This is a genomic window from Paraburkholderia sp. D1E (genome assembly GCF_052682275.1).
The window spans coordinates 5655003-5678463 of record NZ_JBQYMB010000001.1 but is presented as its reverse complement, the minus strand read 5'-3'; the positions used below and the strand labels follow the sequence as shown (position 1 = coordinate 5678463).

Below are 23461 nucleotides of genomic sequence, written 5' to 3'. Positions count from 1 at the left end.
TTATTAGTAACGGATATTAAATATATTTCGTTACTAGTAACAAATAATTAATATTCCGTTATGCGTAACATCAAATCTTCTGAACCTGTAGCACCAGCACGACTTCAGTCCGTGCCTTTGACTTCGTATGACCATCAAGAAACGCGGGCAGGAAGCGCTCGCCACTGTTCGCCACCGTGCTTTGATCCTGTATCAGACCACCGAGCACGATCACTTCACCATCCTTCATGTCAGCGACCGTTTGCAGTGAGCGCGTGTTCTTTGTGGGCGAACTGTTCACGCCTGTAGTGGTGTTTGCAAAGCTCGACAACTCCTCATCGACGTTCAGTTCTATCGTGTCGCGCATCACCACCGGCGTAACGTTAAAGATCACGCCCGCGTCCTGATACGCGATAGATTGCACAGGTGTCCCGCTTGTGCCCTGGTAGCTCACGCTCGATTCAGTCGGCACCTGTTGCCCTACGTTGAGCTTGACGGTCTGCCCCGATACACACCGCACATGCGGCGACGAAACCTCATGAAATCGCGAGTCAGCGCTCAACGCAGAGATCGCCACGTCAAGACGCGCGATGCTCAACTGGAACGGGTTCGGGTCAGCAGACGTAGCGCCACTTCCCACGCTGATTGAACCGCCGAGAGCCTTTACGGCGAGGCTGAAACCCGAATTGGTGGTGTCGGTATCGTCGACCTCATACGCCCACCCGCGCACCACGACCTCACCCGGATCGGTATCCAGTTCGACCAGCACCTTTTTCAGCCGCTCGACCTCAGGCGCCGTACCGATGAACACCAGTTGATCCACCGATTGATCTATCTGCCCCGCCGCTGACGTCGCCGGCACGGCACTGGCCACCTTCTCACCGTCCGCAGCCGGCACAGCACGATCAGACGCCACGCGGCCGGAGAACAACGGCTGCACCAGCCGGGCGAGGTAATCGGCGTGACGGTGCCGCGGCTGATACACGAACGTGACCCTGTTCGCCTCATCCCGCGATTCCTTCGCCTTGCTCACGTAGTCCACACCATCGCGGCTTTGAACCTGATAGCCGAGCGAATCGAGAAACGTTGCGAGGAACGAGCGCACATCGCCCTGGGATCTGTCGAAGCGGAACGACACCGAACGGGTATCAGCAAGCACAGCGGGATCGATGACGTATGGCGCGTCCAGCAGATCCGCATAGATCAGATCGACCACCTGCGCGACCGGCACGAAACGCAGATCAATACGCGAGCCGGTCATTTTCGGCAACGCACGTAACGGAGCCGCAGGCTGTGCATCACCGTCCGACACCACCGGCACCACCATGCCAGGCGGCAGCGGCGGCACACCGGCAACGCCCACCGACGAGGACGCAGCGAACACGTCGAACACCACGAACAGCAGACACCACGCAAGGCGTTTCATTTCGACACCCCCGGCACTGGAAGCGACGGCCCCGACGCCTTTGCACCCGACCACGTTGTCACCCGCTGTCCGTCGAGCACCCCCGCCTGAGCAATGCCACGACCCATAAATCCACCAGGCGACGCAGCCCTGAGCCGCCCTTCACCATCGACCAGCACCACGTAATCGACGCCCGCCACGCGATACCCACCCGCCACGCGCCACACGTCCGAGGTATGCGGTCCAGACGCAATCGCGGCAGCAGCCGGACCCGACGCCGGATGCGATCCACCACCCGCGTACGCCCCCGCATCCTTCGATTCAACCTTGCCACGCTGATGAAAGAAGCCCCACGCGAACCACAGCCCCGTAGCGCCAACCAGCAATACCAGCACCGCCCCCACCCACAGCGACTTGCGCGCCAGCACGTTCTGACGTTTGTCCACCGTGCTTTCATTGCCGCCCTGCCCTGCATAGCTCTTGTACAGTGGAAAAATCTCCGACTTGTAGCGGCGCACGAACGTCCCGGTTTTAGTCGCCACGGTCTGCCTGTACGTTTCGTACATCTCGACGCGATAGCCCTTCGACATGCCGACGCTCTTAAGCTTGACCATGCGAAACGACAGTTCAATCACGGCCTTGATCGAGCGATGCAGGTCCGCAATGCTCTGGATCATGAGCACCACATCACACGCAACACCCGTTTCCTCATGCACGAAGTGACGATGCATGCGGAAGAACGCCATATGCTCTTTGGTGATTTTCTTGTCCGTCGCCCACAGCTTCCACGCCTCATCCACCACCAGCAGATCACCCGGCATCACGAACCCCGGTGTCACCGTCGCACCGCTCGCCCCTTCGACCTCGACCGGGAAGAAGCCATCCTTGAGCATGTCATCGGTCCTGACGTGGACAATCGCGCCAAGCCGCCCGTCAGGCACCCCGCGCCGGTCGTGCAGATAGTCATGTATCGCGTCCTGGTCAACGCCGTCGATATTGGTCACGACACGACGACCCGCAGCAACGGCATCGAGCAGCGGACCCGACACGACCTCATACGACTTGCCCGACCCCATGACACCGCAATAGGCGTTAATCGCCATCGTCCACCCCGATGTCAAAGCCGTCCGTCAGAAACCACATGAGCGACACGCCCGCGTACAGCCACACGCCCAGCACAAGGCCGCCGATGTTGATTGCCATGTGTCACCCGATCACCGGAATGCGCCGGATGATGAAACGCATCGCGAACGCTGAAATCACCGCAGGAGCGCCATAACTAAAGGCGCACAGGTCGAGGAAATACCAGATGTCCGAGCCGATACCACCGAACGCACCGGACAGCGAGGCAGCGGTCGGAAACACGCCTGCCGACTGCAATACAGCGATAAATTCGGTCGTGATGAAATACATCACGAAGTAGGCAAAAAACCGGCCAATGATCGACCGGACAACAAACGCAAGAACAACGTTAAACGCACTGATCAGAATGCCGTACATACCACCCCCTATGCTGTGAGAACGATGAACAGCGCCGCTATCGAGTAAGCCAGCACGAACGCGGCATAGATCGCGCTCGCATGCGCTTCAAGCAGCACGCACTGCGCTGTAAAGGTGTACGTGCTACCCCACAGATCGAACGAAGGTTCCGGACACACTGCCGTATGCGACGGCACCGTATACGCCCGCAGATCGGGCAGCAGCCCAAGAATCGGTGCAAGTATCTGTGCCGCCGTAGGGATGGTTTCGAGTGTCGGCGTCCCGATCCCCGGATCCGGACCAAGGTCAACCGTGACAGGCGGCGAAGCCGCAGCAGTACTCGACGCAGCAGAGCCGGACGGATTTGTACTGTTCGGGATCGCGTAGGGATTGTTGTCAGTCGCCGCGCCAGACGGCGAGGACACAGACGAAGTAGCGGCCCCAATCGACGGCCACGACGAGGGCGAACCGGACTCAACCGACGATGCATCTGACGAGGTGATGGGATTGTCCACAGGGTACGGAATGCCGTCATACCCCGGGTTCTGCGACGCGTTCTGCCATAGCGCATCGGCCAGACCCGCAATGATCGTCGGACCAAGCGGTATCGAGTCGTCGGTGGAAGGAATATCCGCTATCGCCGCAGCAGGCGACAGGGTCTGGGTCGTTACCGTAGGCGCAGGCGTCCCGGATACGTATGACTGGCACGCACCGTTGTAGTAAAGCCCTGTCGCACAGGTCGCACCGGAATACGTATTCGGTGACAGCGTCACAGTAAAACTGGGCGCGCGATTCTGCCCAGTATTCGTCACCGCAGTACCCGAACACACCGCAGAATTCCCCGACTGCGTGCACGGCACATTCCACGACACGTAATCGTACTCAGCCGCGTACATCTGCAAACAGGATTGACCGGCCGCCTGTGCATCAGCACCCTCACACGCCGAACCCGGACCGACCCACAACACCCCGCCGCTCGTCAGCGCCGGAAACTGCGGCGTAACACCGCCACCAGTCACCTGCGGATTACCGCTGATCGTCACCGTACCGTCAGCGTTGTAGGTCCACTGATCGACCGAATCATTACCAAGCGGCGTTGGCACCGTCAGCAACGCAGCAGCGCGCAACGCAGCGGGCAGTGTCAGCCATGCCGCAGTCGTACCCTCACTCGCCGCAGCCTGAGCCGCCACGTTGCTCATCGCCGCCTCAGTCGCCTGGACAACCTCGCTAAGTGACGTATACCCAAGCTGCGATGCCTTGGCCTCAACCGCCGCAGCGATCACCTTGTCAACCGCCGCACTCGCGGTAGGTAACTGCTGCGCATCCACGTGCCCAGCCACCAGAACCGCGAACAGCACGACGCACCGCCGCACCCACGAACGAACCCGCATGATTACCCCCGCATTCCCTGAATGACCGCCCAGGCAGACAGCAAGCCCCACGCAAACATGATCAGATACCAGGCATCGTTAGCGTCCATCGCTCACCACCATCCTGAAACGTCGCTGTTCTCACGGTCGAACCGGTACGCACGATAAGCGCGCTCACGCGAATCATTGAAGTCGCCCGCATCCTTACTCTCACGAAACCGGCCACCACGATACTCACGCCTGTAACGACGCTCGAACTGCTTACGCTCGCCAGTCAGCATGCTCAGCACGTTCTCCACACCGGCCACCGCAACCCACAGCACAGCAATCACAGCAGCGACCGCGAGCACCGGCAGGACCAGCGGACTCACGGACGACGCAACCGCCGACAGCACCACCCCGTAATCGATCATCACGCCCCCCCGACGAAACGCCAACAAAAAAGGGCGGACCTCTCAGCCCGCCCTACCGCAAATCCGAAACCCGCTTACGCTCCCCGGATCATGCGAAGGACGATTTTCGCGCCCTTGATCGCGACGTACAGCACCACCAGCGTCCCGGCAACCGCCATCACCGCCGTGACCGTGGTACTGAAATCCACCTGGCTCGTCAGCGTCGTATAGTCCACGCCCGACGCCTGGGCATGCGACACCACAGGCGCAACACTAACCCCCGCAACGACAGCAACCACCGCAGCACGCGCGAGCGCAACGCCCTTATCAAACAACGACTTCAGAAAACGCATACACCACCTCTCAGGTTCTAGTACCGGGAAGCGCCCGGATCGCATCGTTACGCCCGCCGAACAAACTCGACGACCGCCCCAATTCCTCTACACACGAAATACAGTGCAACCACTGACGTGAACGCCAACCCCCAGAAACCCGCCGCCTGCCCGTAATCGAACGGAGCCAAAGTCGCCTCAACCGACGAGGCAACAGTGGGATCGAGCAGATACGCCTGAATCGGTTGAACGTGGAAATACTGCGAGCCATTGGGCGGGCACAACACCTGATCACTCGCGCCCGACTGGCTCGAATCGGCAACGGCCTCACAGATCAGGACGTACTGTGTGGTGCCCGACCACATCGCTTACGCCCCCGCGCCGGCACCAGCACCAGGCTTCGCGACCGGCCTGGGCTTGTTCGCGGGCATCCACGACACAATGCGCGGCACCATGCGGCCTGCGTCCGTGCCGTACCCTTCGCCGAGCCGGTACTGCACCAGGTATTCCTCGCCGGTCTCGACCTTGACCTTTTCATCGAAGATCGAAGTCTTGGCGACGAACGAACCGTCCACCACTTCACCACTCTCCGGGTCCTGATATTCCTGTTCGACAAAGCAATGCAGCACGCGCATAGCCCGCTTCTGTCCTGTCTTTTTGCTCGTGATCTCTTCGTGATCGATTTTCAGGATGCGAATTTTTTCAGTTGCCATTTTTCGTTACTCCAGATTAGGACTACTACGCGTAGTCGATTCGATTAGTTTGGTTAAAACAGAACGACTTACTTCGCTACCGCCTTCAGGTCACTACAGGCACCGCAGCTACCCGCACGGTCTACGCCGCACCATGCGCACAACTCCTCTTCAACTTCGACCGGCACCGCGCGGAAATCGCGACGACGCACCTCGCTTGCACACGACCGCACCGGCCCACCAACCGACCCATCAAACAGGTCCGACGTAACGTGATCGGAGGCGCACTTAGCCATGTTCATTTCAGAAGCGGAAGGGATTGACCGGTGCGCCAACTTCAAGTGGCACCAGCGTGAGAAATTCTGGATGACGACCTGAGCGGGAAAGCGCGCTACGGGCCTTTTTGCACGCCCTTTCAGCGTCAGGCGCGGAGACTTCGACCTTCGCAACACGCGCATGGGCGCACTGCGTATACACGTGGACTTCGTATTCAGGCACCGCTACCCCCGTAACGTTGGCTTACAACTCCCCGACTGCAGCGGGGTTTACCTTTTTTGGGTCAGGCTGATAGACTGCGGGCTTAAGTCAGTCCGCTAAAAATTTCGACGGATGACTAAATCATAGGGCGCATTATTTCGACATCCGTCGAAAATTGTCAAGGGGAATCGATATGACGATTAGCGAACTGCTAGACGCAGCCAAACGCAAACAAGGCTCACTAGGCGCGGTAGCGCAGCGTTTCAGCTTCGAACAGTCGCGCCTATCGTCATGGCGAAACGGGAAGCGCAAACCCGACGCTGGTGAAATCATGCTGCTCGCAGAATTGGCCGAGCTACCGCCGCTCGAAACGCTCGCACTGATCGAACTCGAACTCGACGAAAAACACCAATCGGTATGGGCTCGCGCACTGGGAAACCTACGCGCGGCCGGGGTAGCCGCGACCGTGATCCTTACACTCGCGACCTTTTCGAGCCTAGCACCTAAAAATGCTGCCGCAGCAGAGGATCACTGCATTCACACGGCAGGGGTCACAGGTTCAATCCCTGTACCACCCACCAGATTCGCGTGACCCGCAAGAGAAAGCCCTCGAACGTAAGTCGAGGGCTTTTTTGCTTTTGCACGCAGGCATGCTGCGGATTGATCACGTACGGGCACACTGAAGCGCACATGCTCCTCCTCCGTGTCGAAGTCAATACCGAACATTCGTACGATTGCAGTCGCCAAATACTGCTGATATAGTCAGTTCTCGGGCACTCGCCCCGTCTATTTTCACCACCTCATTCGACTACAGGGAGGCGTCACATGTTCGCAGTGCATATCGTCGTCCCTGGGATGGTCTCACGACCATTCTCGCGACTTTAAGTTAGTCGCGTCGTCGCTCACGCGGTTCTGCCTGAACAGGCCGTCCGCGCAAATTCCAGACAGTCCGTAGTCTCGTTGCCGGCATCGTTGTCGACAACACATCCCGGCTTGCTTGACTGTCTCTTCCTTTCGCTTCTGACTGGAACCTCGGTGCGCTCACGCGCCACCGGGTCGTGACAAATGACTAGAAAAAAACTCGACTTTCGTGGACAAGCCTTCAGGGATGTCCTCGGCTTCACCTTCCGTCACTGGGCCAAACAGCCTTGGCGCATCTTCGCAATTGCCGCGCTGGCGCTGCTCTCGGCATTGGCAGACATATTCACGCCGATGTTCGCCGGCCGGCTCGTCGACGCGATCGCATCGGGCTCTGCCGGCGACGCCGTCGCGTGGCACGCTGCGATTACCGCTTTCTGCGTGCTGGGCGTGCTTGGGCTCAGCGCCACGCTGCTTCTCCAGGGCGTGTTCTTCAACCTCATCAGACTGACGCTCAAGATGATGAGCGACATCGCCGCGAACGCGTTTCATCGCGTGCAACGGTTCTCGACGGATTGGCACGCCAACAGCTTCGCCGGATCCACGGTACGCAAGATCACGCGCGGCATGTGGGCGCTCGATCTGCTCAACGACACGCTGCTGGTCGCGCTGTTGCCATCGCTGACCATGCTGGTCGGCGCAACGGTGCTGCTCGGCTGGCACTGGCCGGTAATGGGCGCGGTCGTTGGTATCGGCTCGGTGCTGTATATCACGGTGACCGTAGCCGTGTCGCTCGGCGTCGTTGCGCCCGCCGCACGGCTCGCTAACGCATGGGACACGCGTATGGGCGGCGCCCTCGCCGACGCCGTCAGTTGCAATGGCGTGGTGAAAGCGTTCGGCGCCGAAGAGCGTGAAGAGGTTCTGCTTGAACGCGTGATCGGCAAGTGGCGTCATCGCACGCGCCGGACGTGGACGCGCGGCACGATCAACGGCGGCTTGCAAGGTGGCATGCTGGTGGCAATCCAGGCCTCCATTCTCAGCGTCGCGTTGCTGTTGTGGGTGCGCGGTGAAGCGAGCGTTGGCGACATCACGTTCGCGCTGACGATGTTCTTCATGCTGCAAGGCTATCTGCGCGATGTGGGTATGCACATCCGCAACTTGCAGCGTTCGGTCAACGACATGGAAGAACTGGTGTCGCTGGAAAACCAGCCGTTAGGTATCGAAGACCGCCCCGGCGCGGGCCCGATCGCGATCGGCAAAGGCGAGATTCGCTTCGAGCACGTCACTTTCCACTATGGCGCGAAAGCCACGCCGCTCTATGACAACTTCTCCGTGCGTATCGCGCCGGGAGAACGCGTTGGGCTGGTTGGGCATTCGGGTTCCGGGAAGACGACCTTCATCAAGCTGATCCAGCGGCTATACGACATTTCGGAAGGCCGGATCACGATCGACGGTCAGGACATTGCCCGTGTACGGCAGGCGTCGTTGCGCAGCCAGATCGCGATCGTTCAGCAGGAGCCGTTGCTGTTTCACCGCTCGCTGGCGGAGAACATCGCCTATGCACGGCCCGGCGCAAGCCGCGCCGAAATCGAACGCGCCGCGCGGCTCGCCAGTGCGCATGACTTTATCGCGACACTGCCTCAAGGTTACGACACGCTGGTGGGTGAACGCGGTGTCAAGCTCTCGGGTGGCGAACGTCAGCGCGTGGCTATCGCACGGGCCTTTCTCGCGGACGCGCCGATCCTGATTCTGGACGAAGCGACCTCGAGCCTCGACAGCGAAAGCGAAGTGCTTATCCAGCACGCCATGGAGCGGCTGATGGTCGGCCGCACGACACTGGTGGTGGCGCACCGTCTTTCCACCGTGCGCGCGCTGGACAGGCTGCTGGTGCTGGACAAGGGCAAGGTCATCGAGGAAGGCAGTCACGAGGCGTTGATCAGACTCGAGAACGGCCTCTATAGGCGGCTGTTCGAACGTCAGGCGCTGGAGTTGATCAAGGGCTTGAGCGATTCGGAGATCACGCACAAGACCGACGGCGCGAAGGCGAATCGGCTCGATGATTCAAGCCTGGTGGTAGAGAAGTAAATTGTTGCACGCGTGCGGAACGTCTCGCAGAAGCCGCCGGTAAGCGGCGTTTTCTGCTGGGGTTACGCACGCCCTCCTTCGTTCATCCGCCACGATTCTCACGCAACCCGCTTGACGGTTCTGCATGCATTCGGCGCATCGCTGTCCAACGCGACGAACGCGATCGAACCGGCCAGCGCTTCAACGCGCGACTAGACCACGCCCGCAGGCAACCCGATACCGCGCGCCATGCCGGTAGCCGCGAACACCATCAACACCAGCAGCATCGTCTGGATCACGCTGAGATGCGCATACAAACGCGCTTTTCGCAAATCAGGTGGAGTGCCTTTTCTGACAGAGGCGCGCCAACGCATCAGCGCGAGCATTGACGGGACTTCGAGGATGAGTATCAGCACGAGCAGCGTCATCTTGACGTGAAAGAGCGGCTCATGCAGGTAGTAGTCGGCGCCCTTTTCGAAACTGCCGAAGGCGCGCATCAGACCGGTGACGATCAGCACCAACGCCGAAATACCCCATCTCGCGTCGGCGCGGAATACGGATCGCAACGCTGCGGGCACGCTGGCTCGCCGCAGCGACCAGGTACGCCGGAGAATCGACGCAAGGGCGAAGCCAAAAGCGAGCAGATGAAGGGCGGCAAGCAACCAGCGAACCAGCATAGCGACTCCTGCAAACGACGCAATACGATCGATGTATGTCCCACTCGCCCACTGGAAACGCGGGGCGGCACTTCTTCTTCTTATTATTATTATTATCGACTACAGCTTACTTTACGATGCCAGCTTCGGCCGCCGGGTGCGGCCGACTGACCAATGCGGCAGATTCAGACTTGCTGCAACGATGTGTCGAGCGCACGTGCGGCGACCCGATCGCCCTCGGTAGTCAGTGCGGCGCGAAACACGGTTTGTCGATTGTGGCCTGCTGCAGCCGGCGAATCCCACAGCAATTCGATTTTGGGACGGCGGCCAAAGCCACTGCGCGCCAACGCTGGCGCGCCGCCGGCCGAGCCGAGCGGCGCAGCAGGCCCACCTGGTTCGCCGGCAACACCGAACGCCACCGCAGGGGCAGGCGTCGGCCTCGCGCTCCCGCCTTGACCCGTCGCCCATCGCACGGACAATTCGCGGGCGTCGTACTGACCCACCTTGCGACGCTCGGCCCAGACGACCACTGTGCGCGTGGCCGGATCGAGCGCGACCGCATAGCGGCCGATCGCAAAGCGTCGTGCGGCGATATTGGTTCGCCACAGTGCGCGCGGCCGGCAAATCCACACGACCGCCGCGTACAACGCCGGTGCCGCCAACAGCCAGCCGTTGGTGGCCGCCACCGCCTGTGCAGCGCGCCGCCAGCCGGCGCTCGCCGCAAACGCACCGACCGACCAGACCGCAAACAGGAATCCGAGGAAAGCAAACACGCGCAGCGCTTGCCGCAACCATTGTGGCAACGGATGCAGCGGACGCTCAGCCACGGCACGCGCGCCCGGCAGGAAGATCAGCAGGAACAGGAACACCAGGTTGATGCACGCCCAAGGCGAGGACACCATCGCCGACAGCGACGAGCCCAGGTCCATCTGCGCCATCGAAAAAAGCCAACGAGCGAGGAGCACGAGACCGATGGCGCGCAGCGCGAAAATCGTTCCGGCGCCGGGCGCCGCGTTCGCACGCGTCTCTTTCGTTCTCGCCAAGGCATCCTCCTGTCGTCGGCGGCGCCGCAGCCAAATTTGCGGCACGGCCATTATAGGGATATTACGGAGACAGGCTCATGCTGCCGGCCCCAAAACCGTACTTTCTGCCACTCACGCGCCAAAACGCGGCCCTCACGCAACAACGCCCCGTGGGCGAGATGCACGCGGGGCGTTCCTGGGGCGCAGCCGGACCTTCTGATCGCTGGGGGCGCCGAGCTGGGGGCGCCGAAAGCGCTCCAGCAAGGCGGTCCGACTGCCTTTACTTACCGCACATTAGCTGGCGTTGACTTCGCGCAGCACCGTGCGATGCTTCTGACGCAGCAGCTCTTCGTAGGTGGCGACGTAGTTCTGCGCCATTACCTTCGACGAGAAACGCGATTCGAACGCAGCACGCACCTTGGCGCGCGGCAGCGTGTGCAGACGCTTCACAGCGGCAACCGCGCTGATTTCGTCTTCCACGACGAAACCCGACACGCCGTTTTCGATCACTTCCGGCACCGAACCGCGATTGAACGCGACGACCGGCGTACCGCACGCCATGGCTTCGATCATCACCAGGCCGAACGGCTCTGGCCAGTCGATCGGGAACACCAGTGCATGCGCGTTGCCGAGAAATTCACGCTTTTCGGCTTCGCCGATTTCGCCAATGTATTCGACGTGCGGGAGTGCCATCAGCGGCTTGATCACTTCTTCGTAATAGGCACGATCGGCCTTGTCGATCTTGGCGGCGACCTTGAGCTTCATGCCTGCCTGGCCGGCGATGCGGATCGCGCGGTCGAGACCCTTCTCCGGCGAGACGCGGCCGAGGAATGCGAGGTAGCCCGGCTCGACGTCCTTGATCGGCGTGAGCACGTTTTCCGGCAGACCGTGATAAACGGTTTGCAGCCAGTTCGCCTGTTGCAGCGGGATGCGCTGGTTGTCCGAAATCGACACCACCGGCACGTCGCTGAACGTATTGAAGATCGGTTGCAGTTCCGGCAGATCGAGACGGCCGTGCAGCGTGGTCAGGAACGGCACCGGCTGGCGGGCGAACAGCGAGAACGGGTAGTAATCGATGTGGAAATGCAGCACGTCGAATTCGTCTGCGCGGCGGCGCACTTCTTCGAGCAGCAGCATGTGCGGCGCCATCACGTCGCGGATGGTCGGGTCGAGGCGCAGCGCCTGCGGCCAGAAGGCTTCGAGTTTCGCCGAGGTTTGCGAATCGCCGCTTGCGAAAAGCGTAACGTCATGGCCCTGCTCAACCAGCGCTTCGGTCAAGTTGGACACTACGCGTTCCGTACCACCGTAAAGCTTGGGAGGAACCGCCTCGTGCAAGGGAGCGATTTGAGCGATTCGCATAATGAAGAACTCCTCGTAAAAAATCAGGCAAAAATACTGCGTTTGGTAAAAGCGACTCGCTTGCTCGCCAGGGCAGTCTGGCCGGATATGCCGGCGCGGGCCTGATTCTTTCGAGAAATCCTGCGATGGATCGCTTGGGTAGTGAGCCCAGTTCAGCTGTTCGCTGTCTGCGCATGTGCCGGTAAACGCACACATGGCACCTACGTTGACAAACTGTCAGAAATTTCGGTGGGCCAACAAAGCATGCATTATCGGTGCCGGGCATCTCGCTGCACCACAACATTTCAAAGTCTTTACGTTGTTACAAAGGTGAAACACTTTACAAACCCTTGTTTTATAAGACAGTTCTACAGTAGCAACTGACTTGTAACGCTGACCCGAAGGCGGCAACTGTAAGCTCCTGTGTCAACTTTGCCGGCAGGCATTGAAGAATTGCCGCACCGCAGTTGAATGCAATTTGTAATTATATCCCGAAATATTCCGCAACCTGCGTGAACCACCGCTCCATCGGCGGGTCGAGCAACAGTAGGTCGCGGTCGTCTATCGCGAAATCAGTCGCGCCATTGCCCGGATACACAGGGCGCAATCGCTTTTGCATGTTTACAATGCGAAGCATCGGCTTCGCGGCGAACGCTTTTGCTGTGGCCCATGCCTTGCATGCACAACCTGAACACACCAAACCTCACGATCAATTGGAACACTTAACCATCGCCCAGCGTAATGCCCAGAACGCAAAGCTTGCGAGCTATGCGCATAGGCCACTTGCGTTTCTTTTCCGCTTTATCCGCCGCCATCCGCTCGCCCATGCGATCGTCCTGTGCAGCGTATTTGCGGCCGTGGGCTGTGCGCTCGCTTCGCAATACGCGATCAAGCATCTGATCGACGTGCTCGGCGAAGGCCGGCATCACCCAGGTCCACTGTGGGGCGCGTTCGCGATCCTGGTCGGCCTGATCGCCGCCGACAACATGCTGTGGCGAGTCGGCGGCTGGGTTGCCGCGCATACGTTCGTTGCTGTCACCGGCGACTTGCGGCGCGACCTGTTCCAGTATTTGAGCGGGCACTCGCCTACTTACTACTCGGAGAAACAGCCGGGCATGCTGGCGAGCCGCATCACGGCAACTTCGAATGCGGTCTACACCGCCGAAAACACCACCGCCTGGAACGTGCTGCCGCCGTGTATCGCGGTGCTCGGCGCAATTGTCATGATCATCGCCGTGAATCCGCTGATGGCAGGCGGCCTCATGCTATGTTCGGCCATTCTGTCGGTCGTGCTTTACAAGCTCGCTGGGCGTGGCTCGGCGCGGCATCACCATTTCGCCACGAAAGCCGCGTCGGTGGACGGCGAACTGGTCGACGTGATCAGCAACATGGGCCTCGTGCGCGCGTTCGGCATGACGTTTCGCGAACAGCAGCGTTTCGGTGCGACCGTCAAAGCGGAAATGGAAGCGCGCCAGCAGAGCCTGCTTTATCTGGAAAAGCTGCGCCTGCTGCATGCCGTGATTACCGCGCTGCTGTCGGCGGGCTTGCTGGGCTGGGCGCTGTGGCTGTGGGATCAAGGCAAGGCAACCTCCGGCGATATCGTGCTGGTCAGCTCGCTCGGCTTCACGATTCTGCACGGCACGCGCGATCTGGCCGTGGCGCTGGTCGACGTCACGCAGCACGTCGCGCGGCTCGCGGAAGCCGTTCGCACCCTGCTCGAGCCGCACGGCATGCCGGATCGCGACGGCGCCACCGAACTCGTGCCGCAAGGCGGCCGGGTCGATTTCGAAAGCGTGACATTTGCCTATCCGCGCCGCCGGCCGATTCTCGACCACTTTGATCTGCATATCGAGCCGGGCCAGCGGGTCGGCCTGATCGGCAAGTCGGGCGCGGGTAAATCCACCGTGCTGGCGCTGCTGCAGCGTTTCTACGAGACGCAGGGCGGCGCAATCAAGATCGACGGCCAGGACATCGCCACGATCACCCAGGACAGCCTACGCCATACCATTGCACTGGTGCCCCAGGATATCTCGCTGTTCCATCGCACGGTGTACGAAAACATCGCTTATGGCCGCCCTGAAGCAAGCCGGGAAGAAGTGCTCACCGCCGCGCGCGAAGCCCGTTGCAGCGACTTCATCGAAGCCATGCCGGAAGGGTACGACACCATCGTCGGCGACCGCGGTGTCAAACTGTCCGGCGGACAGCGCCAGCGGATCGCGATTGCGCGAGCGATCCTGAAGAACGCGCCGATCCTGCTGCTCGACGAAGCCACCTCGGCACTCGACAGCGCATCGGAAGAAGCGATCCAGAAGGCGCTCGACCGGCTGATGGCGGGTCGCACGGTGATTGCGATCGCGCACCGGCTGTCGACGCTGAATAACTTCGACCGGATCATCGTGATGAGCCAGGGCAAGGTGATCGACGACGGCAGTCCCGAAGAGTTGCGCCAGCGGCCGGGCCTGTATCGCGATCTGCTCTCGAAGCAGTACGGCAAGGGCACGACGTTGCACATCGGCGGTAAGAAAGTAGACGAGCAGCACGTCGTCTAAGCAACGCGCCGCCCTCCTGCTCCGTCAGCAACAAACAGAAAAGCCGCTCAAAAGCGGCTTTTCTGTTTTCGCGGGCAGTTGTAACCGGGCTGAAGGCCGCCTATCCGGCCAGGGTTTCCCGCGTGGCTTTCTTACCCGACCCAGCACGCACTTTCACAGTTCTGGTGCTTCTCGCACCATCCACGCTCTGCAGATCGCGCATGAAGTTATCGCGCCACACCGAGACGTTGTTCTCGCGCAGTTGCACCATCATGTCGCGATGACGCGCCTGACGCTCCGCAAGCGGCATCTCCAGCGCGCTGGCAAGCGCCTCGGCCATACCGTCGATATCCACCGGATTCACGATCAACGCGCCGTCCAGTTCCTGCGCAGCGCCGGCAAAGCGTGACAGCACGAGCACGCCCGGATTGTCCGGATCCTGCGCCGACACATACTCCTTGGCGACGAGGTTCATGCCGTCGCGCAATGGCGTGACGTAGCCGACATGCGCGGTGCGAAACAGCGCGGCGAGCACCGAGCGCTCGTACTGCTTGTGGATGTACAGGATCGGCGTCCAGTCCAACTCGGCGAAGCGGCCGTTGATGCGCCCCGACTCCCCTTCGAGCTGCAGGCGGATGTCCTGATACGCGTGCAGGTCGGCGCGCGTCGGCGGTGCGATTTGCAGGAACGAGACCTTGTTGCGTTGCGCGGCGAAATGCTCCAGCAGGCGCTCGAACGCACGAAAACGTTCGACCAGACCCTTCGAATAATCGAGGCGGTCGACGCTCATGATCAGCTTGCGCGAATGCAGCGCCGTCTTCATCGTGCGTACCGGCTTGCCGCGCTCGCCCGCTTTCGCAAGCTCGGCGATTTCGTCCGGATAGACGCCAATCGGATAAGCCGCTGCGCGCAAGGTGCGGCCGAACACATGAACGCTCAGCGGGCCGTTGCCCGACACGTCGACCGTGCCGTTCGCCTCGTTGACGATGTAATCGCAGAACGCCCGCAAATCCGGCGCGGTCTGAAAACCGAGCAGATCGAACGAGCACAGCGCTTCAACCAGCTCACGATGCGGCGGCACCGCCAGCAACACCTGCGAAGCCGGAAACGGAATATGCAGAAAGAAGCCGATGCGATTTTTCACGCCGGCCGCGCGTAACGCCTGGGCGAACGGGATCAGGTGATAGTCGTGAACCCAGATCACGTCGTCTTCACGCAATAGCGGGACAAGTTGCTGGGCGAGCCACCCATTGACCCGGCAATAGCCTTCGAAGTCGTGCCGGTCGTACTGCAACAGATCGGCGCGATAGTGGAACGCGGGCCATAGCGTGGCGTTCGAGAAACCGCGGTAGTACTGGTCGTAGTCGCGGCGCATCAGCGCGATGGTCGCGAAAGTCACCGGCCCGCGCTCTTCCACCTTGATTTGCGGCTGACCCGAGCTGAGCACGTCGCCGCTCCAGCCGAACCACATGCCGCCGGTTTCCTTCAGCGCGTCGTACACGCCAACCGCCAGACCGCCCGCGGCCGGACCGCCTTCCGAAATAGGTGCGACCCGGTTCGATACGATGATCAGTCGGCTCATGAAGCGCGGTTCCCGATGCAGTAAGTCATGTACGTTGAACGATACGGCCTGACCATCATGTTCCGCGCGCGGCCGCGACAATCGATTCCAGCCAGTCGAGCAGCGCCGTTACCGAGTCGACGCGCGTATGCGCCATCGTATCGCCCGCGCCCACCTTGATCGACAGGCCGCCGCGCTCATTGACGACGGCAAAGCCTTTCTCGTCGGTCAGATCGTCGCCGGCAAACACCGGCTTGCGGCCGACGAACGGCGGCTCTTCCAGGAACGCGCGCATCGCGCGCCCCTTGTCGACGTCCTTCGGTTTGATTTCGTAGACCATCTTTCCCGGCTGCAACACATATGAGCCGGGGTAATCGGCAACCAGCCGCTCGGCTGCCTCGCGCGCCACCGGCTCGCGGTCGGGCGCGTTGCGGTAATGCAAGGCCAGCGCGGCGCCTTTGATTTCGAGCAGCATGCCGGGATGGTCGTTGACGACCTGCGCGAGCACCTGCTCCATGCGCAACAGGCGCTCGTCGTGAAAGCCGATGCGCTGCGTGTCGCCGTTCGCGTCGCGCCGTTCGGCGCCGTGCAGACCGGCGATCGGCAGATCGGGCATGCCGAGAAAACCGTCGATGCTATCGATGCCGCGGCCTGACACGATCGCAACCGCACCGTTCGTGAGACTGCGCAACTCGCTCAGCAACGCGATGACGCGCGGTTGCACCAGCACGCCGTCCGGCGTGGGCGCGAGTTCGACGAGCGTACCGTCGAAGTCGAAGAAAAATGCCGTCTCGCTCGGAGACAGAACAGCCGGAAGTGCTTGCATCGGTTAATTTTGCCTTTCAGCCTTCTGCGGCCGGAAAAGTGTGCGCATCTTACCGCGCATCCGTCAATTTTTCGAGAAAGTAAGCCTGGACACAAGCCTGACCGGGCGGGTCGGGTCGGCCGATGCCGCTCACAATTGCGTTCAAAAAGAGAACAATCTGACTTCAGCGAGCTTTCAGCCGCCTGCGTCAAATTGCCTCGCAAATCGCGCGCCCGCGGGCGCTGCACGACGTCGCCGGACATTTTGCGATACAGTCGCAGCCACGCAGACCATTGCAGTGACGACCCTATTTGCACACTATGACGGGCTGCGCGCTTTGCACGAACCACGCCGCGTCCATTCACGGGCAGCGTCACGCGCCGCTATTCAATCGAGTCATTGAACCCTGCTTTGTTCCCCATTCTCTCGTCCCGCCATCAGCAGTTGAACCTCGTCACGCCACGCCGCTCGTGGCCCGGCCGCCTACTCGCGCTGACCGTCATGGTGGGCGTGCTCGGTGCGCTAGCCGGCTGCACGCATCGCGCCGAACCGTTCCAGTTGACCAACGTGACCGGCCACTTGCCGGATCTCGATTTCACGCTGACCGGCGATGACGGCCGCGCCGTCACTGGCGATTCGTTTAAAGGCCGCACCTCGCTCGTCTACTTTGGCTACACACATTGTCCGGACGTCTGTCCCGAAACGATGGGCCGCCTGATGCAGGTACTCGGCAAACTCGGCCCAGATGCGCAAAAAGTGCGCATCCTGTTCATCACTGTCGACCCGGCACGCGACACGCCCAAAGCCTTGCACGACTACGTCGGCGCCTTCGACTCACAACACGCCGAAGGCCTGACCGGCACCGACTGGCAGATCGAGTCGCTCGCCAAGCGTTACCGTGTCGCCTATCAGATGGAAAAGCGCGACCCCAACGGCAACTACGAAGTCACCCATAGCTCGGCCGTCTACGTGTTCGACCAGCAAGGCCACGCGCGCCTGCTCGCCACCGATCACGATACCCCGGATGCGATCGCACAAGACCTGCGCCGTATCATTGATGACCGTTCCTGACCTTTCCTGAGTTCATTTATGTCGATCAAGATCAAAACTTTCGCCGCACTGAGCTGCACCCTCGCCCTCTCGTTCGGTTTTGCCTCGATCGCGAACGCCGCCGGCGCTCAGGCGATCAGCGTCAAGGACGCATGGGTGCGCTGGTTGCCGAACAACCTGCCCGCCGCCGGCTACGCAACGCTGGTGAACACGAGCGACAAGCCAGTCGACCTCGTCGATATTTCCAGCAACGACTACGGCGACGCAATGCTGCATCAAACTGTGTCGAACGGTTCAACGCAAAAGATGGTGATGGTCGACAAGCTGACGGTGCCCGCGCACGGCCAGGTGGCGATTGCGCCAGGCGGCTATCACGTGATGCTCGAAGACGCGAAGCACAAAGTCGCACCGGGCGACACCGTGCATCTCACGCTGAAGTTCTCCGACGGTGAAACGCTCGATACGCCGTTCGCCGTCAAGTCACCCGCCCAGACCAAGTAACGCCCTGCGATGAACCTGCTCTACTGGCTCGATCCCTGGGAGTTTTCGCCGACCGTCGTGATCGCCTTGCTGGTGCCGGCGATCCTTTTCGTGCGCGGCGCGCACAAGGCCAAGGTGTCGATTCCCCGGCGCATTTCCTTCTGGTTCGGGCTAGTCGCGTTGTATATCGCACTGCATACACGGCTCGATTATTTCTTCGAGCATGAGTTCTTCATGCATCGCGCGCAGCATCTGGTGCTGCATCACCTCGGGCCGTTCTTTATCGCACTCTCTTATCCGGGCGCCGCGTTGCGCGCGGGCATTCCCTTCGGCTGGCGGCAGCGTTTCGTCAGGCCCGCGCTGGAGACCCCGGTGGTACGCAAGCTGCTCGACGTGGTGATGCACCCGGTGGTCGCCGTCACGTTGTTCGTTGGACTGATCTACTTCTGGCTGATGTCGCCGATCCATTTCGTGGCGATGCTCGACTGGCGGCTTTATCGCGTGATGAACTGGAGCATGGTGATCGACGGCCTGCTGTTCTGGTGGCTCGTGCTCGATCCGCGACCAGCGCCACCGGCGCGTTTGTCACCCGGCAAGCGCGTACTGGTGGTGATCGCCGCGATTCCGCCGCAGATCATGCTCGGCGCGTTTATCTTCTTTACGCCGCATGAACTGTATCCGATCTACTCGATCTGCGGCCGCGCCTTCACATGGCTGAGCCCGATGCGCGATCAACAGATCGGCGGGCTGTTGCTATGGATTCCAGGTTCGATGATGAGCGTGATCGGCTCACTGGTGGCGTTGCGTCACTGGATGCGATTGTCGGCACGCGGACGCCTGCGCGGCGAGCGGCGCGTAAAGGCGACGCAAGCCTTGGCGCAAACCGCGTCAGCGCCTGCGAGCAGCCACCGCTGAACATTTCGAATCGGTTGAAGTCGCGGCGTTTGAAGCCGGTCGGCGCGCACGCGCCGAGCCGGGTTGCAGCCTGGCTTAGGCCGAACGCATCCATACGTGTGGGATGCCGTCCTCTTCGTGTATCTCCGACACCGGCGTAAAGCCGAATGCGCCGTAGAAACCTTGCAAATGCGCCTGCGCATGCAAACGAATCGGCGTACCGGGCCACTGCGAGCGGATATGCGTGAGCGAGCGCTCGAGCATCGCGTTGCCGAGGCCAATGCCGCGGAATTCCGCCGTTGTCAGTACGCGGCCGATGCGGATATCGATGTCGTCGGCGTCGGGCAACAGCACGCGCAGATAGCCCGCGAGCGGTGAGCCCTTGTTGCTGGATGCGTCGCCGGGACCAAAGGCGAACAGGTGCCAGGCATCTGAATCATGCCCGTCGATATCGCCATACACGCAGTTCTGCTCGACGACGAACACTGCGCTGCGAGCAGCCAGCATCGCATAGACCTCGGCGGTCGTGAGGTCTTCGAACGCTTTCCAGCGCCATTCGAGTTGCGCCAGTCGCGTGGCGGCGGTTTGCTGCGGTTCAGTCATGGAAGGTCTTCAAAAGAGGCGCGCCTTAACGGGCGGCGGCAATGCGGAATTATGCCGCGCGTGGCGGCCTTAGGCTATGGCGCGCCAAATACCGGCTCGACAGGCTGTGCGAGACAGTCGATCAGGTTCCCGGGCCCGCACAAATGCAGCGCGCCGACCACCACCAATGTCCGCTCCGGTCGCCCGAGCAACGCCGTCACGCGCGCCGCCCACGCGCGATTGCGGGCATCGAGAATGGCGTGGCGGATGCCGGGCAGGTTGAACATCGGCGACTCGACGGCGATCTGGTGCACGGCCGGCAGATCGCCATTTAGCCAGGCGGCGTGCATCCGCTCCAGCGTACGCTGCGGCTCGGCGAGATCGGACATCAGCATGCCGAGCGCAGTGCCGACCGCTTCGAGCGGAATCGATTCGAGCGACGCCGCCACGTCCTGCGCAGTCTCGAGATACTGGTACGGTTTGGCTTGCGTCAGCGCCGAGCGCAGCATGCGCGGCTCGACGCCTTCAACAACCTGCTGAAACAGCGTCGGCGCGACGATCAGTGCGGCCCACGGACGCAGATCGGCGAGCGGAGCCAACGGACCCTCCGCAGGCCACACAGCTTGTAGCTGATTCCAGGCATCGGCGGAGAGCAAGGGCTGCAACGGGTTGGCACCACCCGGTGGGCGAGTCTTCAGAAACGGCAGGATCGTCGGTGGATCGGATTCGAAGACCAGCGATTCGGCCCAGTCGTACGCTTCGGCGACCCACGGCGGCGTTCGGCGGCTCGTCGCCGGAAACAGATGCATCGAGCCGAGCAGACGGACGTTCGTGCCGGTGAGTTGTAGGTACATGCAGCCTCGTGTGGACGGGCAATTGCGCAAAGAGGCAATCGGGCAAATTCAATCGACGGCGCGCAGCGCGGCGGACCGGCTTGTAGTGCCTCGCCAGGCGGTCCGCACCGTGAACGCGACGAACAGCAGAAAGACGATCTGCGAAAGGTACAGGTCCATGCGGATCGGATGATGTAGCGCGAACCATGAATTGTGCACCACGTCTGTCCCGATGACCGCCACGCAGAGGATCAGTCCCGCTCGCGGACTCAACAGCAGTAGCAGAACCGTTAGCGGATCAATGAAGAGCAGTGACGTCCAGTAGGCTCGCGTCAGCGGTGCCGCGCCGCCGTAGTCCCACCAGAGTCCGTGGACGAGCGCCACTTGCAGATGTGTCCAGGTGGCGCCGCAGAGGCAGAGCGCGTAAATCAGGCGCAAGTAGAAGGAGCGGCGTTCAAGGTTTGGAATACGCATGCCTGGCCAGTTTCACAGTAAACAGCTACTAGAAAAAAGCCCAGCTGTTTGGGGCTTTTTTCTAACGCTGCAAAAGCTGACAGTTTAATCGCACGCATTCCAATCATTCCGTGCTTCTTTTGAACGACTCCAGTTCACCTGTATAGCGCTCGTTTCGCACGCCATTACTGCCGTAATATTCTTCCACTGACTTCACCCAGCGGCCGATCTCAGGCACATACCAGAACGCTTTATAGGTGCGTCCGGTGACCTGGGCGGGACCTGTTTTCTGTGCGTGAGTCACCATGGCGGTATCGCCCTGCTGCGTCTGCACGGCTTGAGTGATGATCTGGGTCGGCTCGATCTGCGCAACCCATTCGCCTTCCGCTTCGACTTTAATCGCCTGGAATTTCCCCGCCGGCACCTCGACGGTTTCAATGCCCACCACCCGATACTGGCTGCTCCACTTCTGCGAAGCGAAGGCCTTGTTCGGATGCAGTTCCGTATATTCCAGGTTCCAGGTTTTGCCCGGCGATAGCGGGAAAAGGAACGGTCGATTGACGACAACCTCGGCGCCATTCACGTTCCGTTCGCGGCTCCAGTCGGCGCCTGCGATCACCTCACTCGGCGCCTGAGTCGATCCCGACTGCTTCGATGTGTAGTAGATGTGGGAAGGCGTTGCGCGCAAAACCGTCACTTCGTCGTGCGACTGACGCCACGTTGAAGGCGCTTTCTCAAAGGTGTTCACGTAGGTCCACGAATCTCCACCCTTAATGGCAGGCGGTGGCGCCGATTGCGCGATCGCCAGCAGTGGCAACCCAACAGTAAACAGCACAGCAGCGGTTATGATTTTTTTCATTGGTCGAAGTGTTGTATTAACAGCGGGTTTGCCCTGCCCCGTGCTTTCTCGACCTGGAAAAATCGAGAACCCATGCATCGTATATCTAACGATATTTCCGAATATGCGAAGCAGGATGAGATACTTTACATGATCGGAATCGAACTGCTAACGATCAATGGTTCATTCGGGGCTTTTAAAGAATCATTAGAATAAAATTGAAAGACAAAAAATCAAAAATGAAAGTATATAAAAGACAATTAGTAAATAGACAATCAATTCTGGCTGCGGGAGCGGCCCTTCTTTTATCTGCATGCGGGGGAGGCTCGTCGGGTAGTTCGGGGTCGGCAGCAAGCAGTTCGAATCTGAGTGACGCGCAAAAGAACTACGAAGGTGTCGCGCTCGCGGCGAACGGCGGTATGCACTATCTGAGCGCCAGCCTGTCGATTAGCACATCGTCGACTGGCGCACTGACCGTCAACCCAAGCAGTGTCTTCTACATCGAGGACTCGAGCGTCGCGCAAAGCCCCGCAAATGGGGCCCAGCTGATGACCGAAACGTACACCTCTGTGTCGTCCGCACTGCAGGTTCCGGCAATGGCGGCAACACGCTTACTCGTCAACGGCACCGTCAATACCTCCGCGTCTCCGCCGCAAGCCCGGATCAGCTATTCAGGGGCGAATGTCCAGATAGATTATCTGGCATCGGACGGTAAAACAGTGCTTCGCACGTTGCTTGGCACCAGCTACACCGTGGTGCCGCTAAGCGCCCTGATTTCCGCCTCACCCGCCGAGCTCTTCGCGAACAGCGCCGTTGGCGTTCTCACGAATACGTTGAACGGGCAATCGCTGTACAACCAGCAGGCCAGTTGGCAAACGGGCGCGGCCTACATCAAAGTCGTCAGGCACACGGTCGGCGACGAGGCCTTCACGTACGACTGCCTCGCGCCCGCCACGACCGGGAGCAATCCGACGCCGTGCTCCGCCACGATTTCGACGCTGGAAAATTTCTTTCCCTACACGAGCACAACAGACGGCAAGACTTATCAGATTAGCGATGGACAAATCGTCACGCTCGCCGGAATGCGAGCATGGGTCGCCAACACGGCGCTGGGCGCGGCGACGACCGACTACCGCGTCTACTATCAGAACAATGGTGGAATTTACGCGGGCTACCTGATCAAGGACGGCACGACGTTACAGCTCACGCCGCTCGGCGGCGGAACGCCGCAAGACAGCTACTACCTCCTGAACAGCGCGGCGCTGCAATCGATCAAGTCGGCGATTGTTTTTTGAAGTGGTGGTAAGTGATGAGCAAGCGGGCGCAACTGCCTGCTCGCCGCGCCAAACGTGCGGATGACAGCAAGAGCTGTA

The 23461-nt window shown here is 60.7% G+C and carries 24 protein-coding genes; 7 read left to right on the top strand and 17 right to left on the bottom strand.

The window, feature by feature from the left end:
• Positions 1-70 precede the first annotated feature (70 nt).
• From ACUN0E_RS25620 to ACUN0E_RS25585, 8 genes are all read right to left on the bottom strand, one after another.
• Positions 71-1405, bottom strand: coding sequence for a type II secretion system protein GspD (locus tag ACUN0E_RS25620; RefSeq protein WP_445568342.1), 1335 nt, complete (start codon positions 1403-1405; stop codon positions 71-73).
• Positions 1402-2487 (bottom strand): zonular occludens toxin domain-containing protein, encoded by a 1086-nt coding sequence (locus ACUN0E_RS25615; protein ID WP_445568341.1) that lies wholly within the window; start codon positions 2485-2487, stop codon positions 1402-1404. Before ACUN0E_RS25615 ends, ACUN0E_RS25620 begins: the two co-directional genes overlap by 4 nt.
• 103 nt (positions 2488-2590) lie before the next feature.
• Positions 2591-2884: a DUF2523 domain-containing protein gene (locus ACUN0E_RS25610; protein WP_445568340.1), complete on the bottom strand. Its 294-nt coding sequence runs from the start codon at positions 2882-2884 to the stop codon at positions 2591-2593.
• An 8-nt stretch (positions 2885-2892) separates the two neighbouring features.
• Complete coding sequence (locus ACUN0E_RS25605; protein ID WP_445568339.1) at positions 2893-4254, bottom strand: hypothetical protein; 1362 nt, start codon at positions 4252-4254, stop codon at positions 2893-2895.
• A gap of 92 nt (positions 4255-4346) precedes the next feature.
• Positions 4347-4646 (bottom strand): hypothetical protein, encoded by a 300-nt coding sequence (locus ACUN0E_RS25600; protein WP_445568338.1) that lies wholly within the window; start codon positions 4644-4646, stop codon positions 4347-4349.
• A gap of 74 nt (positions 4647-4720) precedes the next feature.
• Positions 4721-4978, bottom strand: a complete 258-nt coding sequence (locus ACUN0E_RS25595) for a hypothetical protein (RefSeq protein WP_445568337.1) — start codon at positions 4976-4978, stop codon at positions 4721-4723.
• A 47-nt stretch (positions 4979-5025) separates the two neighbouring features.
• Entirely contained in the window at positions 5026-5322 is a 297-nt protein-coding gene (locus tag ACUN0E_RS25590; protein WP_445568336.1) for a hypothetical protein, read from the bottom strand.
• Positions 5323-5325: 3 nt separating this feature from the next.
• Complete coding sequence (locus ACUN0E_RS25585; protein ID WP_445568335.1) at positions 5326-5670, bottom strand: hypothetical protein; 345 nt, start codon at positions 5668-5670, stop codon at positions 5326-5328.
• Positions 5671-6319: 649 nt separating this feature from the next.
• Here ACUN0E_RS25585 and ACUN0E_RS25580 point away from each other — a divergent pair.
• Together ACUN0E_RS25580 and ACUN0E_RS25575 are read left to right on the top strand one after the other, a co-directional pair.
• The gene (locus tag ACUN0E_RS25580) at positions 6320-6718 is read left to right on the top strand and encodes a transcriptional regulator (RefSeq protein ID WP_445568334.1); all 399 of its coding nucleotides are present in this window, start codon (positions 6320-6322) and stop codon (positions 6716-6718) included.
• A 473-nt stretch (positions 6719-7191) separates the two neighbouring features.
• Positions 7192-9069: an ABC transporter ATP-binding protein gene (locus ACUN0E_RS25575; RefSeq protein WP_445568333.1), complete on the top strand. Its 1878-nt coding sequence runs from the start codon at positions 7192-7194 to the stop codon at positions 9067-9069.
• 191 nt (positions 9070-9260) lie between these two features.
• On the opposite strand, the gene ACUN0E_RS25570 is transcribed toward ACUN0E_RS25575, so the two are convergent.
• The 3 genes from ACUN0E_RS25570 to ACUN0E_RS25560 all read right to left on the bottom strand — a co-directional run bounded on the left by ACUN0E_RS25570 (position 9261) and on the right by ACUN0E_RS25560 (position 12085).
• Positions 9261-9725 carry a DUF2214 family protein gene (locus tag ACUN0E_RS25570; protein WP_445568332.1) on the bottom strand — a complete coding sequence of 155 codons (465 nt, stop codon included), beginning with the start codon at positions 9723-9725 and terminating at the stop codon, positions 9261-9263.
• A 164-nt stretch (positions 9726-9889) separates the two neighbouring features.
• Positions 9890-10747: a hypothetical protein gene (locus tag ACUN0E_RS25565; protein ID WP_408334027.1), complete on the bottom strand. Its 858-nt coding sequence runs from the start codon at positions 10745-10747 to the stop codon at positions 9890-9892.
• Between the two features lie 273 nt (positions 10748-11020).
• Positions 11021-12085, bottom strand: coding sequence for a glycosyltransferase family 4 protein (locus tag ACUN0E_RS25560; protein WP_408205950.1), 1065 nt, complete (start codon positions 12083-12085; stop codon positions 11021-11023).
• Between the two features lie 692 nt (positions 12086-12777).
• On the opposite strand from ACUN0E_RS25560, the gene ACUN0E_RS25555 reads away from it, so the two are divergent.
• Complete coding sequence (locus ACUN0E_RS25555; protein ID WP_445568331.1) at positions 12778-14613, top strand: ABC transporter ATP-binding protein; 1836 nt, start codon at positions 12778-12780, stop codon at positions 14611-14613.
• 100 nt (positions 14614-14713) lie between these two features.
• Here ACUN0E_RS25555 and otsA read toward each other — a convergent pair whose 3' ends face one another.
• Entirely contained in the window at positions 14714-16174 is a 1461-nt protein-coding gene (gene otsA, locus ACUN0E_RS25550; RefSeq protein ID WP_445568330.1) for an alpha,alpha-trehalose-phosphate synthase (UDP-forming), read from the bottom strand.
• A 55-nt stretch (positions 16175-16229) separates the two neighbouring features.
• On the bottom strand, positions 16230-16979 hold the full coding sequence (gene otsB / locus ACUN0E_RS25545) for a trehalose-phosphatase (protein ID WP_445568329.1): 750 nt from the start codon (positions 16977-16979) through the stop codon (positions 16230-16232).
• 480 nt (positions 16980-17459) lie between these two features.
• On the opposite strand from otsB, the gene ACUN0E_RS25540 reads away from it, so the two are divergent.
• Genes ACUN0E_RS25540 through ACUN0E_RS25530 form a run of 3 tightly spaced genes read left to right on the top strand, consistent with a single transcriptional unit; the run spans position 17460 to position 19403 of the window.
• Entirely contained in the window at positions 17460-18029 is a 570-nt protein-coding gene (locus ACUN0E_RS25540) for an SCO family protein (protein ID WP_445570516.1), read from the top strand.
• 18 nt (positions 18030-18047) lie between these two features.
• On the top strand, positions 18048-18509 hold the full coding sequence (locus ACUN0E_RS25535) for a copper chaperone PCu(A)C (protein WP_445568328.1): 462 nt from the start codon (positions 18048-18050) through the stop codon (positions 18507-18509).
• 9 nt (positions 18510-18518) lie between these two features.
• Positions 18519-19403 (top strand): cytochrome c oxidase assembly protein, encoded by an 885-nt coding sequence (locus ACUN0E_RS25530; RefSeq protein WP_408391091.1) that lies wholly within the window; start codon positions 18519-18521, stop codon positions 19401-19403.
• A 75-nt stretch (positions 19404-19478) separates the two neighbouring features.
• Here the strand turns inward: ACUN0E_RS25530 and ACUN0E_RS25525 are convergent, their stop codons facing one another.
• From ACUN0E_RS25525 to ACUN0E_RS25510, 4 genes are all read right to left on the bottom strand, one after another.
• Positions 19479-19985: a GNAT family N-acetyltransferase gene (locus ACUN0E_RS25525; RefSeq protein ID WP_445568327.1), complete on the bottom strand. Its 507-nt coding sequence runs from the start codon at positions 19983-19985 to the stop codon at positions 19479-19481.
• Between the two features lie 74 nt (positions 19986-20059).
• Positions 20060-20818, bottom strand: a complete 759-nt coding sequence (locus ACUN0E_RS25520; RefSeq protein WP_408391085.1) for a TraB/GumN family protein — start codon at positions 20816-20818, stop codon at positions 20060-20062.
• A 48-nt stretch (positions 20819-20866) separates the two neighbouring features.
• Positions 20867-21271, bottom strand: a complete 405-nt coding sequence (locus tag ACUN0E_RS25515) for a hypothetical protein (protein WP_445568326.1) — start codon at positions 21269-21271, stop codon at positions 20867-20869.
• Positions 21272-21374: 103 nt separating this feature from the next.
• Complete coding sequence (locus ACUN0E_RS25510) at positions 21375-22187, bottom strand: hypothetical protein (RefSeq protein WP_445568325.1); 813 nt, start codon at positions 22185-22187, stop codon at positions 21375-21377.
• A 320-nt stretch (positions 22188-22507) separates the two neighbouring features.
• On the opposite strand from ACUN0E_RS25510, the gene ACUN0E_RS25505 reads away from it, so the two are divergent.
• Positions 22508-23383 carry a hypothetical protein gene (locus tag ACUN0E_RS25505; RefSeq protein WP_445568324.1) on the top strand — a complete coding sequence of 292 codons (876 nt, stop codon included), beginning with the start codon at positions 22508-22510 and terminating at the stop codon, positions 23381-23383.
• Positions 23384-23461 lie beyond the last annotated feature (78 nt).